The sequence below is a fragment of the Streptomyces xingningensis genome, assembly GCF_054957865.1.
Genome location: NZ_JBDJPF010000044.1, coordinates 1 through 15,948 on the forward strand (window position 1 = coordinate 1; position 15,948 = coordinate 15,948).

The 15,948-nt window shown below is 71.6% G+C and carries 14 protein-coding genes and 1 riboswitch; of the genes, 3 read left to right on the forward strand and 11 right to left on the reverse strand.

Features of this window, described 5'->3' with window-relative positions; translation table 11 throughout:
• Positions 1–135 precede the first annotated feature (135 nt).
• A complete protein-coding gene (locus ABCR83_RS21885) occupies positions 136–1,302 on the reverse strand; it encodes a glycosyltransferase family 4 protein (RefSeq protein WP_462696816.1) in 1,167 nt (388 codons plus the stop codon).
• A gap of 278 nt (positions 1,303–1,580) precedes the next feature.
• On the opposite strand from ABCR83_RS21885, the gene ABCR83_RS21890 reads away from it, so the two are divergent.
• Positions 1,581–2,753 (forward strand): glycosyltransferase 87 family protein, encoded by a 1,173-nt coding sequence (locus tag ABCR83_RS21890; RefSeq protein ID WP_462696866.1) that lies wholly within the window; start codon positions 1,581–1,583, stop codon positions 2,751–2,753.
• Positions 2,754–2,796: 43 nt separating this feature from the next.
• Here ABCR83_RS21890 and ABCR83_RS21895 read toward each other — a convergent pair whose 3' ends face one another.
• The 5 genes from ABCR83_RS21895 to ABCR83_RS21915 all read right to left on the reverse strand — a co-directional run bounded on the left by ABCR83_RS21895 (position 2,797) and on the right by ABCR83_RS21915 (position 8,383).
• A complete protein-coding gene (locus ABCR83_RS21895; protein ID WP_462696817.1) occupies positions 2,797–4,059 on the reverse strand; it encodes a hypothetical protein in 1,263 nt (420 codons plus the stop codon).
• Positions 4,060–4,089: 30 nt separating this feature from the next.
• A complete protein-coding gene (locus ABCR83_RS21900) occupies positions 4,090–5,163 on the reverse strand; it encodes a C40 family peptidase (RefSeq protein WP_462696818.1) in 1,074 nt (357 codons plus the stop codon).
• A gap of 304 nt (positions 5,164–5,467) precedes the next feature.
• Positions 5,468–6,541 (reverse strand): C40 family peptidase, encoded by a 1,074-nt coding sequence (locus ABCR83_RS21905; RefSeq protein ID WP_462696867.1) that lies wholly within the window; start codon positions 6,539–6,541, stop codon positions 5,468–5,470.
• Between the two features lie 212 nt (positions 6,542–6,753).
• Positions 6,754–8,121: an NYN domain-containing protein gene (locus tag ABCR83_RS21910; protein ID WP_462696868.1), complete on the reverse strand. Its 1,368-nt coding sequence runs from the start codon at positions 8,119–8,121 to the stop codon at positions 6,754–6,756.
• Between the two features lie 22 nt (positions 8,122–8,143).
• Complete coding sequence (locus tag ABCR83_RS21915; protein WP_462696819.1) at positions 8,144–8,383, reverse strand: hypothetical protein; 240 nt, start codon at positions 8,381–8,383, stop codon at positions 8,144–8,146.
• Positions 8,384–8,529: 146 nt separating this feature from the next.
• On the opposite strand from ABCR83_RS21915, the gene ABCR83_RS21920 reads away from it, so the two are divergent.
• Both ABCR83_RS21920 and ABCR83_RS21925 read left to right on the forward strand, forming a co-directional pair.
• A complete protein-coding gene (locus tag ABCR83_RS21920) occupies positions 8,530–9,252 on the forward strand; it encodes a rhomboid family intramembrane serine protease (protein ID WP_462696820.1) in 723 nt (240 codons plus the stop codon).
• Entirely contained in the window at positions 9,249–9,530 is a 282-nt protein-coding gene (locus tag ABCR83_RS21925) for an Lrp/AsnC ligand binding domain-containing protein (RefSeq protein ID WP_462696821.1), read from the forward strand. The genes ABCR83_RS21920 and ABCR83_RS21925 overlap by 4 nt, the downstream gene beginning before the upstream one ends.
• Positions 9,531–9,535: 5 nt before the next feature.
• On the opposite strand, the gene ABCR83_RS21930 is transcribed toward ABCR83_RS21925, so the two are convergent.
• The 5 genes from ABCR83_RS21930 to qcrC form a co-directional block, all read right to left on the reverse strand.
• Entirely contained in the window at positions 9,536–10,903 is a 1,368-nt protein-coding gene (locus ABCR83_RS21930) for an aminotransferase class V-fold PLP-dependent enzyme (protein WP_462696822.1), read from the reverse strand.
• 158 nt (positions 10,904–11,061) lie between these two features.
• A riboswitch (SAM riboswitch) is annotated at positions 11,062–11,179 on the reverse strand.
• A gap of 81 nt (positions 11,180–11,260) precedes the next feature.
• Complete coding sequence (gene trpD / locus ABCR83_RS21935; protein WP_462696823.1) at positions 11,261–12,325, reverse strand: anthranilate phosphoribosyltransferase; 1,065 nt, start codon at positions 12,323–12,325, stop codon at positions 11,261–11,263.
• Positions 12,326–12,461: 136 nt separating this feature from the next.
• Entirely contained in the window at positions 12,462–14,087 is a 1,626-nt protein-coding gene (gene qcrB, locus ABCR83_RS21940; RefSeq protein ID WP_462696824.1) for a cytochrome bc1 complex cytochrome b subunit, read from the reverse strand.
• Positions 14,084–15,139 carry a cytochrome bc1 complex Rieske iron-sulfur subunit gene (gene qcrA, locus ABCR83_RS21945; protein ID WP_462696825.1) on the reverse strand — a complete coding sequence of 352 codons (1,056 nt, stop codon included), beginning with the start codon at positions 15,137–15,139 and terminating at the stop codon, positions 14,084–14,086. Before qcrA ends, qcrB begins: the two co-directional genes overlap by 4 nt.
• Complete coding sequence (gene qcrC / locus ABCR83_RS21950; RefSeq protein ID WP_462696826.1) at positions 15,136–15,945, reverse strand: cytochrome bc1 complex diheme cytochrome c subunit; 810 nt, start codon at positions 15,943–15,945, stop codon at positions 15,136–15,138. Before qcrC ends, qcrA begins: the two co-directional genes overlap by 4 nt.
• Positions 15,946–15,948: the final 3 nt, after the last annotated feature.

Below are 15,948 nucleotides of genomic sequence, written 5' to 3' on the forward strand. Positions count from 1 at the left end.
GTCCCGGGGGGGGTGGGGGCTGTGCCCGCGGGCGCTCACGCTTACGCGTTTGGTGGGGGCCACGTCCTCGCCGCCGTTTTTCGCGGCCACCCCCCGGGGGGGGGGGGGGTGCCCCGGGGCCGGGGCCAACCCCCCTCACAACAGCTCCCGCAGCCGCCCCGCCAGCAGATCCCAGCGCCACCGCTCCTCCACCCACTGCCGCCCCCGCTCCCCCATCCGACGACGCAACTCCGCGTCCTCGAGCAGAGCGACGATCCGGTCCGCGGACTCCTCCGCCGAGCCGCCCCGCACCACATACCCCGTCTCGCCGTCCAGGACCGCGTCCGGCGCACCCCCCGAGTCTCCGGCCACCACCGGCAGCCCGGTCGCCGAGGCCTCCAGATAGACGATCCCCAGCCCCTCGACATCCAGCCCGCCCCGGCGGGTACGGCATGGCATCGCGAAGACGTCCCCCGCGCCATAGTGCGCGGGCAGTTCCTCCCAGGGCACCGGCCCGGTGAAGCGGACCGCGCCGGCCACCCCGGTTTCCCCGGCCAGCTTCCGCAGGTCCGGCGCATACGGCCCGCCGCCGACGATCAGCAGCACCGCGTCCGGCACCCGGGCCAGCACGGCGGGCATGGCCCGGATCAGGGTGTCCTGGCCCTTGCGCGGCACCAGCCGCGAGACACAGACGACGACCGGGCGGTCCGCCAGGCCGAGCCGGGCCCGGACCGCATCACCGCCCGAACCGGGGTGGAAGGTCTTCTCGTCCACCCCGGGCGGCAGTTGGACCATCCGCGCCGCCGCCTCATCCGTGAGGGCGGTCGCGATGCGGGACCGGGTGTACTCACCCAGATAGGTGATCGTGTCCACGCCTTCGCCGATGCGCCGCAACAGCCGCCGGGAGCCGGGCAGCTGCGCCCAGCCCGCCTCATGCCCATGGGTCGTCGCCACCAGCCGGGCCGCCCCCGCCCGGCGCAGCGCCGGGGCCATCAGCCCCAGCGGCGCGGCGGCCCCGAACCAGACGGAGGAGCAGCCGTGTTCACGCAGCAGCCCGGCCGCCCGGCGGGTCACCCGGGGAGTGGGCAGCAGCATGGTCGTACGGTCGCGTACGACCGGGAAGGGCTGCTCGGCGTCGAAGCGCGCGGTGGCCTCGATGCCCTCCCGGCTCCGCTTCCAGGTGGAGGCGTAGACGACGATGCGCTCCGGGTCCAGGCGCAGCGCCATGTTGTGCAGAAACGCCTGGATGCCGCCGGGCCGGGGCGGAAAGTCATTGGTGACGATCAGGGTCTTGCGCGGGGTCTCGTGCGGGGTCTTGTGCATCGCCGCCGACAGTACCCGCTGCCCCGGCGCCCCCCGCCGCCGGCTTCTCCGCCGGCACCCTCCGGGCGGCGACCGGGCGGCGCCACGTCCCGCGACGTCACGCGCGCGGGCCGCCCCGGCAGGCATCATGCCTTCCAGTGACGGTGTGTGTACGGTGCGTGGAGCGTCCCGCCGTGTGCCGCCCGGAAGGGACGAGGTGAATGATGGCGAGCTCCAGGACGGGCTCTCGACCGCGGCTCTCGATCGTGGTGTGGGCCGTCACCCGGGCCGTTCTGCTGATGTGCGTGTTCCGTGTGTGGGTCATGCCGGGGTCCGATGTCGCGGTCGACATCGAGGTGATCTACCGGGGCTGGTACGGCGTACTGCGCACCGGCATCTTTCCGTTCGACGATGTGACCTGGCAGTATCCGCCGGCCGCCGCGTTCGCCGTGCTCGCCCCCGGGCTGTTGCCGTTCCTCGACTACGCCAAGGCGTTCTTCGTGGTGTGCTTCCTGGCGGACGCGGCGGTCTTCGCCATGCTGCTGTACACGGTGCGGGGCGGCAGACGCAGCGCCTACGGGGCGTGGGTCTGGGTGGTCGGGGTGCCGCTGCTGGGTCCGATCGTCTATGCCCGCTATGACGTGATGGTGACGGCCGTGGCCGTCGCGGGTCTGCTGGCGCTCGGTCGGCGCACCCGGATGGCGGGGGCGCTCGCCGGGTTCGGCGCGCTGCTGAAGGTCTGGCCGGTGCTGTTGCTGGTCGGTGTGCCCCGGGGTCCCCGCACCCGGTCCGCCTGGAGTTCGGCGCTGGTCACCGCGGTGGTGCTGGCGATGCTGCTCGCGGCGGCGATGCCGGGTGCGCTCGCCTTCCTGACCTTCCAGCGCGACCGGGGTACGGAGGTCGAGTCACTGGGATCGCTGGTCTTCCACCTCGGCCGGCACTTCGGCTGGCACGGCCGGGCCCGACTGCACTACGGCTCGGTCGAGTTCCTGGGCCGACATGTCCATGCGGTGAGCGCCTTTGCGCTCGGACTGAGCCTGCTGGCCTTCGCCTGGCTGGTGTTGTGGCGGGTGCGGGCCCGGAGATTCACCGTATGCACCCCCTCGGACGCGGCCTTCACCGCGGTGCTGCTGTTCACCACGACCAGCCGGGTGATCAGCCCGCAGTATGTGATCTGGCTGATCGGCCTGGGCGCGGTGTGCGCGACGCGGCGGACCACCCGGCAGGGACTGCCCGTGCTGCTGATGCTGGTGGCCGCGCCGCTCACCCAGCTCGAATTCCCCATCTGGTTCTCGCACGTGGTGGCCAGCGACAAGCTGGGCATCGCGACCCTGGTGCTGCGCAATACGCTGCTGGTGGTGGCGACGGTCGTGTCCTGCGCCCGGCTGTGGCGCGAAACGGTGACCGAGGCCCGGCGGACGGACGAGCCGGACCCACCCACGGAACGCGCCACCGCGCTGGCCGCGGGCTGAGCGGCGTCGGCCGGGGGCGGCAGCGGAGTCTCCTCCCCGGCCGTCACCGGCCGAACTGCCCCGCCACGTAGTCCCGCCACCGCCCCGTGAAGTCGGCCATCCCCACCTCCAGCACCTCATGCAGCGCCGCCTCCACCGCCCCCGCGCGCTTGCCGTGCCCGCCCACCGCCCGGTAGAAGGCGACCAGCTTCCCCTCGCCCCACTCGTCCGCGATCATCCGGCACGCCAGCCAGCCCCCCTCATAGGCTCTCGCCAAGCGCCCCGCCTCCCCGGTGAAGCCGAAGTCCGCATCGTCCGGCAGCCGCTGCGGCGCGGCCCCGGCCGCGACCGCACGCGCCAGTTCGGGGGCCGCCTCCCGGGCCGTACGGCCGCTCGCGCGGTAGGCGACCCAGTCGGCGAAACCCTCGGAGAGCCACAGCGGAGTGGCCGCGGACGTCCGCGCCCGGGTGGCCACATGGGTGGTCTCATGGGTGAGCACGATCTGCCGCCCGAAGTCGCTGAGCCCGCCGTACGCCTCGGGGTTGACGATGATCCGGTCGGCCGGGGCCCCGCTCCCCACCCCCACCTCGCCCGTGGTCACGGCCGCGATGCCGCGGTAGTTCCCGGCGGGAGCCCCCAGCAGCGCGCCCATCCGCTCCAGTGACGCGGGCATCTCGATCACCACCTTCCCCGGCCAGTCGCCGCTCTTCCAGACCCCGGCCACCGCCGGCACCGCCCGGTCGGCGAGGCCGGCGACGGCCCGCAGCCGTGCCTCGTCCTGGCCCACGCCGAGGACCAGGCCGCGCCTGCCGCGTACCACCGTGACCGCGCCCTGTTCCCACAGCTGCCGCGCACCCTGCGCGGTGTCCTCCCCGGCCAGGTACCACCGGCCGTCCCGTCGGACGGCCGTCAGCCGCACCGGGGCGGTGACCGGCGCGGTGTCATATCCGGCCAGCCGGTAGCGGAGTTCGGCCTCGACCGCGACCCGGTGGCCATCGCCCGGCGCGGGCCGGAAACCGCCGGTGCGCTGGAGCCGGTACTCCCAGGAGGACAGCGGGACGGTCGCGAGATTGGCGAAAACCCGCCGCTGCCCGTCCCGGTAGCTCCCGGCCGCCGGGTCCACGGCCGCCAGATACGCCGCCTCGTCCCGGCCCCGGACCGCCGCGGCCCAGCCGTCCAGCAGCCGTTGCACGGACGCCCGGTCGCCACCGGGCGCCACCGGGCCGGCCCCGGAGGAGCCGCAGCCGACCAGGGCCTGCAGCGCCAGCAGCGCCGCCACCAGGCACCCGCACGCACTCCACGCTCTCCGGCCGCTCACGCCCCGCATGGTACGAGGCGGGGCGCGGGAGCCCGGCGGTCAGGGGCGGGTGACCGAGGAGATCGGCATCATATTGGCCGGGTCGTAGCGCACCCTGGCTCCCGGGTAAGGAGCGTGCACCACCTGCCCGTTGCCCACATACATGCCCACATGGCTGGCGTCGTCCCGGTAGATGACCAGGTCGCCGGGCCGGGCCTCGGACAGCGAGACCCGCCGGCCCGCGTGGCGCTGCGCCTGTGAGGTGCGCGGCAGGCCGACCCCCGCCCGCCCGTAGGCCCACTGCATCAGCCCCGAGCAGTCGAAGGAGCCGGGGCCGGTGGCCCCCCAGGCATAGGGCGAACCGACGGCCGAGCGGACGGCCATCGCGGCGGCGGCACCGCGCGAGGAGGTGGCGGAGGGTGCGGGCAGCCCGCTCAGCCCGGGCAGCGACAGGTCCTGCCGGGAGGCGCTGCCGGAGCGCGAAGCCCGCCCGTATGCCTCGCGCTCCTGCTGCGGCAGCGAGTTGAGCAGCCGGCGTGCGGCGGACAGCTTGCGCTCGACCTCCCGCTTGTGCCGCTCGACGGCCCGGCGGTTCTCCTCCAGCTCGCCCAGGGTGCGGGCGGCCTCCGCGCGCTCCTGGCGCAGCGTGCGCTGGGCGTCCTGGAGTGCCCGCAGCTGCCCGGCCTGGTGGCCGCTGATCCGGTCCAGGGTGGCGGCCCGGTCGAGGAAGCCATCGGGATTGGAGGAGAGCAGCAGCTCGATGGCCGGGTCGATGGCCCCGGACCGGTACTGGGCGGCGGCGATCATGCCGAGGGCGGTACGCATCCGGTTGACCCTCTCCTGGCCGCGGGCGACCCGGTCGGCGGCCTGTTCCACCTTCTGCCGCAGCGCGCCGACGCGTTCACCGGCCGCGTTGTACTTCTCGGTGGCCCGCTCGGCCGCTTCGTAGAGCCGGTCGATCCGGGCCTTCACCGTCCCGGCCGACCTGGCGTCGCCGGCGGCGGTGTCCCCGGGGTCGGCGCTCGCCGGAACCGCCGTCAGGGCGGCCGCCGCGGTGGCCATGGCGGCGGACAGAACGGTGACCCGGACGGTCCGGTGGAGACCGGGCCGGTCGGGCCGACGATGGGACGCCACGGGCGGCCGCACTCCCTTCCACTCCAGGTGCGGCGCCGCTGCCGCCCGCAACGGGCGGACGACAGGGGGGCACCTCCATGTCCTTGAGGCCATCGGGGAGGGCACCGCGCGGCAGACAGTAGCGGGGCGGTCACCTCGGGTTCAAAGACCTCATCGGCGGGGAAGGAGCGGCGGAAAACCCGACGCCCCGCCTCAGACCCAGGTCATCAGCGGGGCGTGGAGTCAGCCTCGGTCCCGGCAATTCCCTCGATCGAGTGGCGCCCTCGAACGAGGGGTGCGGCGCCGGACGTCGCGGGGGGGCGGATCAGCCGATGCGCACCCCGAACTGGAAGGGCATGTTGCTCATGGCCTCATAGCGGACCACGGTGCCGGTGCGCGGGGCGTGCAGCACCTGGCCGTCGCCCGCGTAGAGGCCTATGTGGTGCAGGTCGCCGTAGAAGAGCACCAGGTCGCCGGGGCGCAGCTGGCTCTGGTCGTAGATGCGGGTGCCGTTGTTGGCCTGGTCCTGCGAGGTGCGGTCCAGGGTGACGCCCGCCTGGGAGTAGGCCCAGGAGGTGAGCCCCGAGCAGTCGAAGGAGTCCGGCCCGGTCGCGCCCCAGACATAGGGGGAGCCGATCTTGGACTGGGCGGCGGCGAGCGCCGCGCCGGCCCGGCCCGATTCGGGGACCTGCTTGCCCGGGTCCTGACGGCCCTGCCCGCCGGAGCGGTCGGCCCGGTCGCCGCCGGCCCGCCCGTCGTTCTTGCCGCTGCTCTTGGCCTCCTCGGCCGCGAGCTGGGCGCGCTCCTGCTCGGTGAGGGAGTTGAGGAGGTCGCGGGCGTCGGAGAGCTTGCCCTGCACCTCCGTCTTCTTGCCCGCCAGTGACTTGCGGGTCGACTCGAGGTCGGCGAGCTTGCCGGTGGCCTCCTGGCGCTCCTGCTTGAGCGTGCGCTGCTTGTCGGCTATCAGCCGGAGGGTCTGGGCCTGGTGTCCGCTGACCTGGCTGAGCGTGGAGGCCTTCTCCAGATAGGTGTCCGGGTCGGAGGAGAGCAGCAGTTGCAGGGAGGGATCGATGGAACCGGAGCGGTACTGGGCGGTGGCCATCGAACCGAGGCTGTCGCGCAGCTTGTTGAGGTCCTCCTGGCCGCGCGCGACCTTGTCCTGGATCTCGCCGACCTGCTTCTCCAGCTTGGCCTGCTGTTCCTTGGCGCCGTTGTACTTCTCGGTCGCCTGCTCGGCCTCTTCGTAGAGCTTGTCGACCTTCTCCTTGACTTCGCCCTTGGAGGGCTTGGGGTCGGCGTGCGCGGCCTGCGCGGAGATGGCGACGGCCGCGGCGGCGGTCGCGGTGAGCACGGTCACCCGAGTGCGGCTCGGCTGCTTGGGACGACGGTGGGACGCCACGGAGTCGAGCTCCTTCTTCTCGGCCGCCGTCGCGCTGACCGCGCCGGCCGGCGGGACCTTCACCGCCATCCCGAATGGATGATCACCGCGCGAAGGTTCGAGGCCCGACCTTAGTGACCGGAAAGTGATCCGTTCAAATCCCCTTGCGAAAAATCTCGCTCATGGGTACATCCTTTACCAATATGACACAGTCAGTAATGGCCAATTGACGCTTAGGTACGAGCAAGTCGCTTGAGCAGCAAGGCCGATGCCACCGGCCGTGCCCCCGCCTTGGCGACCCCGTCGGCCACCTCCCGGTCGGTGGAGACCACCACCACCGGACGCCCCGGCGGCTCGGCCCGCACCAGCTGACGGATCAGCTCATCCGCCGTCACCCCCGGCTTGCTGAACAACACCCGCACCCCGCGCGGCGGTGCGAGCAGCACCGGCGCGGCCAGTTCGGCGCCGTCGAAGACACAGGTCACCTCCGCGCCGGTCTGCGCGGCCAGCATCGCCAGCCCGCCCAGCAGCCGCAGCCGCTGCTTGTCCAGCGGCATCGTCGGATACCCGGTCTTGGTCACGTTGTAGCCGTCCACCAGCAGATGCACCTGAGGCAGCGCCAACAGCTGGTCCAGCAGCGCCGGATCGGTCTCCGACAGCGCCCGCGCCGCGATGTCCCTGGGCGTCATCCGGTCCGGCTGCACGGCGTCCACCAGATCCGCCGGATGCACGGACGCGGGCGGCAGGGCCAGTTCACGGCGCAGCCCTTGCGCCGCGTCCAGCACCGTGTCCAACAACAGCCGCAACCGCATGTCCTCCACACTGCGCCCCTCGCGCACCGCCCGGCGGCTCGCCTCCAGCGCCGACTCGGCCTCCGACAGCCGTGCCCTGACCCGCCGCGTCTCCCCCAGCGCGGCCGCCAGCTCCGCCGCCGCACCCGACCGCAGCGTCTCCAGCTCGGCCTGGGACTTGCGCAACGCCGCCTCGCCCCGCCGCACATCGCTGAGCGCGCTGCGCAGCTTGCGCTGCAGCGCCTCCGACTCCTTGCGCGCCGCGTCCAGTTCGGCCCGGGAACGCTCGGCATCCGCCCGGGCCTCGGCCCGCGCCCCGGCCAGCTCCGCACGCAGCTGCCGCAGCTCGCGCTGCGCCTCCTCGCCGGCCCGCTCCGCGCTCGCCCGCTGCGCCTCCTCACCGGCGGCGGTGACCAGCTTGACCCAGCCGGCCGGCCGCAGCACAAAGGCCATGGCCGCCACGTCCTCCGGATCCGCGGCAGCCGGCGGCGATCCGGCGTCCAGCGCCTCGGCCAGCTCCGAGCCCGTCTCGCGCAGCCGCGCGGAGATCCGCCGGCGGAAGGCGGTGTCGCCCTCCACGGCCGCGGCCATCGCATTGCCCGCGAACTTGGCCCGGCGGCTGGGCGTGAAACGGGCGTACTGCCGCAGCTGCGGCGGGAGTTCGGCCACCGTAAGACCGCCGAAGGCCTCGGCGACCAGCCCGATCACCCGGCGCCGGATGCCCTCCGGCAGGGGACGGTCGAGCACCTCGCTGACGTTGTCGGCCCCGCCGGCGTCACCGGCCGCCTCCACACCGTCCGTGTGCTCCACCACCGCTGTATCGCTCCGTTCCTCAGGCGCTCGCGCCCGGCCGGTCGACCAGCTCGATCTGGTCGACCACGTTGCACCAACGGCAACGCACGGACTCGATCGTCTCACTGACCACGTCGCGTTCCTCCACCGTGGGCTCTCCGGCCAGGTCGAGGTGTACGTATTCCACGGCCTTGACCGTACGGGTCACATCGAACCGCGTGAGATTTCCGCACTGGCCGCACCGCCACCGGGTCCCGGCCGTCGGTTGAGGAACGCCCATGGTGTCGTCCGTCCTGTTCGTGGGGTGCCGAAGTGCTCCCCGTAACCCTACGGCCTGACGGCCGGGCGGCGCGGTGGCACCGGCCCCGGCCGGTCCACCCGGCGAGGCGCTCCGCGCGGGTTGTCCCGGTACGCCATGATCTGGTCATGATCGTAAAAGCGGCGCGCGCCGGGCGGTCCGGTGGCACCCCATGGGTCACCTACGCCCTCATCGGCGCCTGCTGTGTGATCTTCCTCCTCGGCCCGGCCTCCGGCCTCAACCCCGCCTACGGCACCAGGACCGAGCTGCTCGCCGCGCAGACCGCCTACTTCGAACGCTGGGGAGTGGTCCCCGACGAACTGTGGCACGGCCCGCTCCTCGCCCTCCTCACCCCGCTCACCGCACTGTTCGTGCACGGCAACTGGCTGCACCTGCTGGGCAACATGCTCTTCCTCCAGGTCTTCGGAGCGATGACGGAGGAGCGCCTGGGCCACACCACCTTCGCCCTGTGCTACCTCGCCACCGGCTGTCTGGCGCTGCTCGGTTACGCGGCCGCGCACGCTCACTCCGCCCAGTCCCTGGTCGGCGCGTCCGGGGCGATCTCCGGGGTGCTCGGCGCGTTCCTTCATCTCTTCCCCGGGGCCAGGGTCACCAGCCTCTTTCCGTTCCTCTTCTTCCTGCCGCTGCGCTTCCCCGCCTGGGCCGTGCTGCTCTTCTGGTTCGCGCTCCAGTGGCCGGGCGTCGGCAACCCGGCCGACCGGCCCACCGTCGCATATCTGGCCCATGTCATCGGCTTCTCGCTGGGCTTCGGCTTCGCGTGGGCGGTCAGAGCCCGTGCGGTTAGAGTGAGGAGAGCGACCGGGTCCACCGAAGGAGACAAAGCGACGTGATCACTTCGATCGTGCTCATCGAGACGGATGTGGACCGGATCCCCGAGATCGCCGAGCGGATCGCCGCCCTGGAAGGCGTCAGCGAGGTCTACTCCGTCACCGGCACCTACGATCTGATCGCTCTGGTGCGGGTGGCCCGGCACGATGACCTCGCGGATGTCATCCCGGGGCGGATCAGCAAGATCCCCGGGGTGGTCTCGACCGAGACGCACATCGCGTTCCGCACCTACTCCCAGCACGACCTGGAGGCGGCCTTCGCCATCGGGCTGGACAACTGACCGGACTAGGGGGTGTCCACCGGCACGCAACGCCCGCCCTCCGTGCGGTACTTCCAGCGTGCGCCGTCCTGCACCAGCTCCCGCACCGCCCGCAGGAACCGCTCGATGTGCTCGTCCGGCGTCCCGGCGCCGAAGCTGACCCGGATCGCGTTCAGCGACTGCCCCTCGCCCGGCACCCCGCACTCCCCCGGCTCATCGGCACGGCCGCCCAGCAGCGTGCGGACCAGTGGATGGGCGCAGAACAGCCCGTCGCGCACCCCGATGCCATACTCCGCGGAGAGCGCCGCCGCGAAGTGCGCACTGTTCCAGCCCTCGACCACGAACGAGAGCACGCCCACCCTCGGGGCGTCCTCGCCGAACAGCGAGAGCACCCTGACCTCCGGCACCTCGGCCAGCCCGGCCCGCACCCGCGCCACCAACTGCCGCTCGCGGGCGACCAGGCCGTCGAAGCCCGCCTCGGTGAGCGCCCGGCAGGCCGAGGCCACCGCATGGGCACCGATGACATTGGGCGAACCCGCCTCGTGCCGGGCGGCACCGTCGTGCCACTCCACCCGCACTTCGTCCCCGGCGGCCCGGGAGACCTTGCGGCTCGCGCCGCCGCCCGCCAGATAGGGTTCGGCGTCCCCCAGCCAGTCGGCGCGCCCGGCCAGCACGCCCGCGCCGAACGGCGCATAGAGCTTGTGTCCGGAGAAGGCCACCCAGTCGACGCCCAACTCCGCGATGTCCACCGGATGATGCGGCGCCAGCTGTGCGGCGTCCAGCACGATCCGGGCACCATGCGCATGCGCGACCGCCGCCAACTCCCTTACCGGCCACAGCTCGCCCGTCACATTGGACGCGCCGGTCACACAGACCAGGGCCGGGCGGTGGGGGTCACGCACCGCCAGGGCCCGCTCCAGCGACTCGACGGCCTGCCCCGGAGTCCGGGGCGCGTCGAGGTAGCCGACCTCGGTGTCACCCCGCCGCGACCAGGGCAGCAGCGCGGCATGGTGCTCGGTCTCGAAGACGAACACCCGGGTGCCGGCCGGGAGTACGGATGCCAGCAGATTGAGCGAATCGGTGGTGGAGCGGGTGAAGACCACCTGGTCCCCGGCACGGCAGCCGAGGAACTCCGCGACGGTCCGGCGGCTGTTCTCGAAGAGGTCGGTGGAGAGCTGCGAGAGGTATCCCGCGCCCCGGTGCACACTGCCGTAGTACGGGGCGTAGGCGGCCACGTCGTCCCACACCCGCTGGAGGGCCGGCGCGCTGGCCGCGTAGTCGAGTGCCGCATAGCCGACCTCACCCCCGGTGACGAGCGGCACCAGGACATCCCGGCCGAGCACGGGCAGCGGCGGGCAGAGCGAGGGAACGGCGGCGACGGTGGCAACAGACATGACGAACTCCCGTAACAGGCAGGCGAATTCAACCGCGCGGCGGTCAACACGCCGACGCGGGAAGGGAAAAGGGTGCGGGAAAAGGGGCTCGGCAGAGCCCTAGCGCATTCGCTGAACCACGGAAGAAACTCCCTCGACGACCAGGATCCCTGGCGAGGGATCCGCGCTTGCCGCAGACCTCACTGCCTGCGACCCGGTCATCACCCGGGGCACCCCGCCACGGAAGGAGGGTTGCCGGACAGCGGGCCGGGGCCTGTGTCGCTGTCACTCGTGACCTGTGCAGCATCATGCCACACGATCTTTGATGCGCAAGGCGCGGTCCGGATCCTGGACCGCGCCCCGGTGGAGGTGCAGCCCTCACCCGTTGCTGGCCGCGACCCAGCGCTCCAACACCCGCTTCGCGGCCCCCGAGTCGACCGACTCCGCCGCCCGCGCCATCCCGGCGCGGATCTGCTCCGGCAGCGAAGCCCCGGTGGGCGCCAGGGCGACCAGCGCCGCGGCCGAGTTCAGCAGCACCGCGTCCCGCACCGGCCCGGTCTCCCCGGCCAGCAGCCGCCGTGCGACATCCGCGTTGTACGAGGCGTCGGCGCCGCGCAGGGCCTCCACCGGCACCAGGTCGATGCCCACCTCCCGCGGGTCGAAGGCCTCCTCCCGCACCGCGCCGTCCCGGACCACCCACACCCGCGAAGTCGCGGTGGTGGTCAGCTCGTCCAGCCCGTCGTCACCGCGGAAGACCAGCGCCGAGGAGCCGCGTTCGGCCAGCACCCCCGCCAGGATCGGCGCCATCCGGGCGTCGGCGACCCCGGTGGCCTGGGCCCGCACCCGCGCCGGGTTGGTCAGCGGGCCGAGCACATTGAAGGTGGTGCGGATGCCCAACTCGCGCCGGGCGGGCGCCACATGGCGCAGCGCGGGATGGAACCGCACCGCGAAGCAGAAGGTGATCCCCGCCTCCTGGGCCACCTCGGCCACCCTTCGCGGGGACAGGTCGAGGTTGACGCCCAGCTTCTCCAGCACATCCGAGGCCCCGCTGGCGGAGGATGCCGCCCGGTTGCCGTGCTTGACGACCTTCGCCCCGGTGCCGGCGACCACGATCGAGGACATGGTCGAGATGTTGACCGTCCTCGCGCCGTCGCCGCCGGTGCCCACGATGTCCACGCTGGGGCCCGGCACCTCGATGAGCTGGGCGTGCTGGTACATCGTCCGGACCAGGCCGGAGATCTCGGCGACCGTCTCGCCCTTGGCCCGCAGCCCCACCGCGAAGCCGGCGATCTGCGCGTCGGTGGCCTCGCCGCGCATGATCCGGTCCATGGCCCAGGCGGTGACGTCCGCGCTCAGGTCCACCCGGTTCAGCAGCGCCTCCAGCACGCCCGGCCAGGAGAGGGCCACCGTGCCGTCGCCGCCTGCCGGGGTCGCAACGTTCATGGTCCACACTCCTGTGATTCGGGCATCCCGCTGATGGCGTCCAGCCTATCCACGGACCGGGACGGCAAAGAGCCCCGTCCGGAGCATGGACGGGGCTCTCGCCGTGGCGATCAGCTGTCAGTGATCGGTGCGGGGATCAGTGGTGGCCGTGGCCGCTGGTGATCTCCTGGTATTCCTCCGCGGTGGGCTTGGGGATGTGGGTGCCCTCGCCGTAGTAGCCCTTGGAGAGCTTCACCCGCAGCTTCTGCGCGGCACCGGCCTTGCGGGCGACGCCGTTCTCGTCGACCTCCGGCTCGAGCTCGAGCGGCCTGGGCTGCTCGTGCGCGGTGAGCGTGTGCAGCTGCTCCTGCGTGAGCGGCTGGTGGACCTCGACGAACTCACCGTGCGGCAGGCGCTTGATGACGCCGGACTCCCGCCCGTGCAGCACCTTGTCCCGGTCCCGGCGCTGCAGCCCCAGGCAGATGCGGCGGGTGGCGATGAAGGCGAGGACCGGGGCCACGAAGAACGAGATCCGGACGAACCAGGTGACGCCGTTGACCGACAGGTGGAAGTGCGTCGCCCACAGGTCGTTGCCGCCGTTCATCAGCCCGACCCCGTACAAGGTCAGCCAGGCGACGCCGAAGGCGGTGCGGGTCGGGGCGTTCCGCGGCCGGTCCAAGAGGTGGTGTTCGCGCTTGTCGCCGGTCACCCACGACTCGATGAAGGGGTAGGCGGCCATGGCCGTCAGCACCAGGCCGAAGACCAGCAGCGGGATGAACACGCCCAGGACGAGCGTATGGCCCGCGATATTGATCTCCCAGCCGGGCATGGCCCGGAAGATTCCCTCGGACATGCCCAGATACCAGTCGGGCTGGGCGTTGGTGGAGACCTGATCCGCCCGGTAGGGGCCGAGTTCCCAGACCGGGTTGATGGTGGCGATCGCCGCGATGCCCGCGATCACGCCGAAGACCAGGAAGAAGAAGCCTCCCGCCTTGGCCATGTAGACCGGCATCAGCGGCATGCCGACGACGTTCTTCTCGGTCCGGCCGGGGCCGGGGTACTGGGTGTGCTTGTGGTAGACGACCAGGATCAGGTGGGCGACCACCAGACCGAGCATGATGCCCGGCAGCAGCAGGATGTGGATCGAGTAGAACCGGGCCACAAAGTCCGTGCCCGGGAACTCCCCGCCGAACAGGAACATCGAGATGTACGTCCCGACCAGCGGGATGGACATGATCAGGCCCTGGGCGATGCGGATACCGGTGCCCGAGAGCAGGTCGTCCGGCAGGCCGTAGCCGGTGAAGCCGGTGAAGGTGCCCAGCACCAGCAGCAGGAAGCCGAACAGCCAGTTGACCTCGCGCGGCTTGCGGAACGCGCCCGTGAAGAAGACGCGCATCATGTGCACCATCATGGCCGCGAGGAAGACCAGCGCCGCCCAGTGGTGGATCTGCCGGATGAGCAGACCGCCCCGCACATCGAAGCTGATGTCCATCGTCGACTTGAACGCCTCGGACATCCGCATGCCCTGCATGGGGACATAGGAGCCGTGGTAGACGACCTCGTTCATGCTCGGGTGGAAGAACAGCGTCAGATACACACCCGTGAGGATGATGATCAGGAAGCTGTAGAGGCAGACCTCGCCCAGCATGAAGGACCAGTGGTCCGGGAAGATCTTCCGCATGTTGGCCTTGGCCAGGCTGTAGATCCCCAGCCGGCCGTCGGCCCAGTCGGCCACCCGCTCACCGGCGGGCGCCTTGCGTCCGGTGTCTGCTGCAGTACTCATCCGCGCTCCCAGTAGGCAGGACCCACAGGCTCGGGGAAGTCGCCCATCGCCTCGAGGTAGCCCTTGTCATTGACCTTGATCCGCAGCTGCGGAAGGGCGTGACCGGCCGGGCCGAAGACCACGCGCCCACCGTCCGAGAGGTCGAACGTGGACTGGTGGCACGGGCACAGCACGTGGTGGGTCTGCTGCTCGTAGAGACTGATCGGGCAGCCGACGTGCGTGCAGATCTTGGAGAAGGCGACGATGCCGTCGACCGACCAGTCGAGCTCGCGCTTGTCCTTGATGTTCTCCGGACGGAGCCGGACGATCATCAGGGCGGCCTTGGCGATCTCGTTCTGGAAGTCCTCGTCCTCCTCCTTCATGCCCTCGGGCATGGCGAAGGTCAGCGAGCCGACCATGACGTCCTCGGGACGCAGCGGCTGCATCGTGTTCTGGTTGACCAGCATCTTGCCCTTGGACCACTTGGTCTTCCGGAGCTTGGTGCCCGGCGCCGGTCCCAGGCCGCCCAGCAGGAACACCGCGGACAGCGGCATCAGCGTGAGCGCACCGAACATGGTGTTGCGGATCAGCTTGCGGCGGCCGAGCGCCGACTCCCGGGCACCGTCCGCGAAGTCGGCCAGAACCTTGGCCTTGACCTCGGGCGCGGCCTCGATCGGGTGCCGCTCGTCGGCGACCTCGACATCGGACATCAGGGTGCGGGCCCAGTGGACCGCGCCCGCGCCGATGCAGAACAGGGCCACGCCGAGGGTGAGGCCCAGCGTGAAGTTCATGGCGCTGACGTGGCCGATCGGGAACACAAAGATGTTCCGGTCGACCGGGATGGCCAGGTAGGCGGCGATAAAGCCCACCGTGGCCAGCATGGACAGCGTGAACAAGAACGCGACCACGCGCTCGGAGCGCTTGGCGGCCCGTTCGTCGATGTCCTGGATGCGGTGCTCGTGGGGCGGCAGCCCCGGGTCCGCGAACGGGTCGGCGGCGGGAGCCACCTCACCCGCGTGCGCGTCATCCTGCTTGCTGGGCAGGGACTCTTCTGGAATGTCTTGGCTACTCATGACTTCTTGGCCTTTGCGGTCCGGGCGGCGACCCAGATGGCGACGGCGATCATTGCCCCCATGCCGAAGACCCATGCGAACAGGCCCTCGCTGACCGGGCCGAGCCCGCCCAGTCCCAGGCCGCCCGGGCTCTCCGACTTGCTGGTGTCGATCGCGTCGAGGTACGCGATGATGTCCTTCTTGTTCTGCTGCGACATCGTGGTGTCGGGGAAGGACGGCATGTTCTGCGGGCCGGTCTGCATGGCCTCGTAGATGTGCTTCGGGTTGACGTCCTCAAGGCTCGGCGCGAACTTGCCGTTGGAGAGGGCACCGCCCTTGCCGGTGGCGTTGTGGCACTGAGAGCAGTTCGTACGGAAGAGATCCCCGCCCTTGGCGATGTCCGCGCCGTTCGGGCTGTACTGGTCCTTGGTGGGAACCGAGGGGCCGGCACCGAGGGAGGCGATGTACGCGGCGAGCTGGTCGATCTCGGCCTGCGAGTAGACCACCTTCTTGCGGACCGCCTGGGCGCCCTGCTGCTGGAGCGGCATGCGGCCGGTGGCGACCTGGAAGTCGACGGCCGCGGCGCCCACGCCGACCAGGCTCGGGCCGTCGGTGGTGCCCTGAGCGCCGGTGCCGTGGCAGCTTGCACAGCCCACGGAGTAGAGCTTCTTGCCCTCCTCGATGGCGAGGGACTGGGCGGAGTCATCGGCCTTGGCCGTGTCCGCCGGCGCGAACGCGGCGTACAGCCCCCCGGTTACCGCCAGCGCGAAGAGTAGGACGACGACCGCCGCCAGCGGATGGCGTCGTCGTGCGGAGAGCTTTTTCACGGA

Coding starts and splice junctions, on each gene's coding strand:
- qcrB (WP_462696824.1), bottom strand. CDS start 14,087: ATGAGTACTGCAGCAGACACCGGACGCAAGGCGCCCGCCGGTGAGCGG.
- ABCR83_RS21885 (WP_462696816.1), bottom strand. CDS start 1,302: ATGCACAAGACCCCGCACGAGACCCCGCGCAAGACCCTGATCGTCACC.
- qcrA (WP_462696825.1), bottom strand. CDS start 15,139: ATGAGTAGCCAAGACATTCCAGAAGAGTCCCTGCCCAGCAAGCAGGAT.
- ABCR83_RS21920 (WP_462696820.1), top strand. CDS start 8,530: ATGATCGTAAAAGCGGCGCGCGCCGGGCGGTCCGGTGGCACCCCATGG.
- ABCR83_RS21915 (WP_462696819.1), bottom strand. CDS start 8,383: ATGGGCGTTCCTCAACCGACGGCCGGGACCCGGTGGCGGTGCGGCCAG.
- ABCR83_RS21930 (WP_462696822.1), bottom strand. CDS start 10,903: ATGTCTGTTGCCACCGTCGCCGCCGTTCCCTCGCTCTGCCCGCCGCTG.
- ABCR83_RS21895 (WP_462696817.1), bottom strand. CDS start 4,059: ATGCGGGGCGTGAGCGGCCGGAGAGCGTGGAGTGCGTGCGGGTGCCTG.
- trpD (WP_462696823.1), bottom strand. CDS start 12,325: ATGAACGTTGCGACCCCGGCAGGCGGCGACGGCACGGTGGCCCTCTCC.
- ABCR83_RS21890 (WP_462696866.1), top strand. CDS start 1,581: ATGTGCGTGTTCCGTGTGTGGGTCATGCCGGGGTCCGATGTCGCGGTC.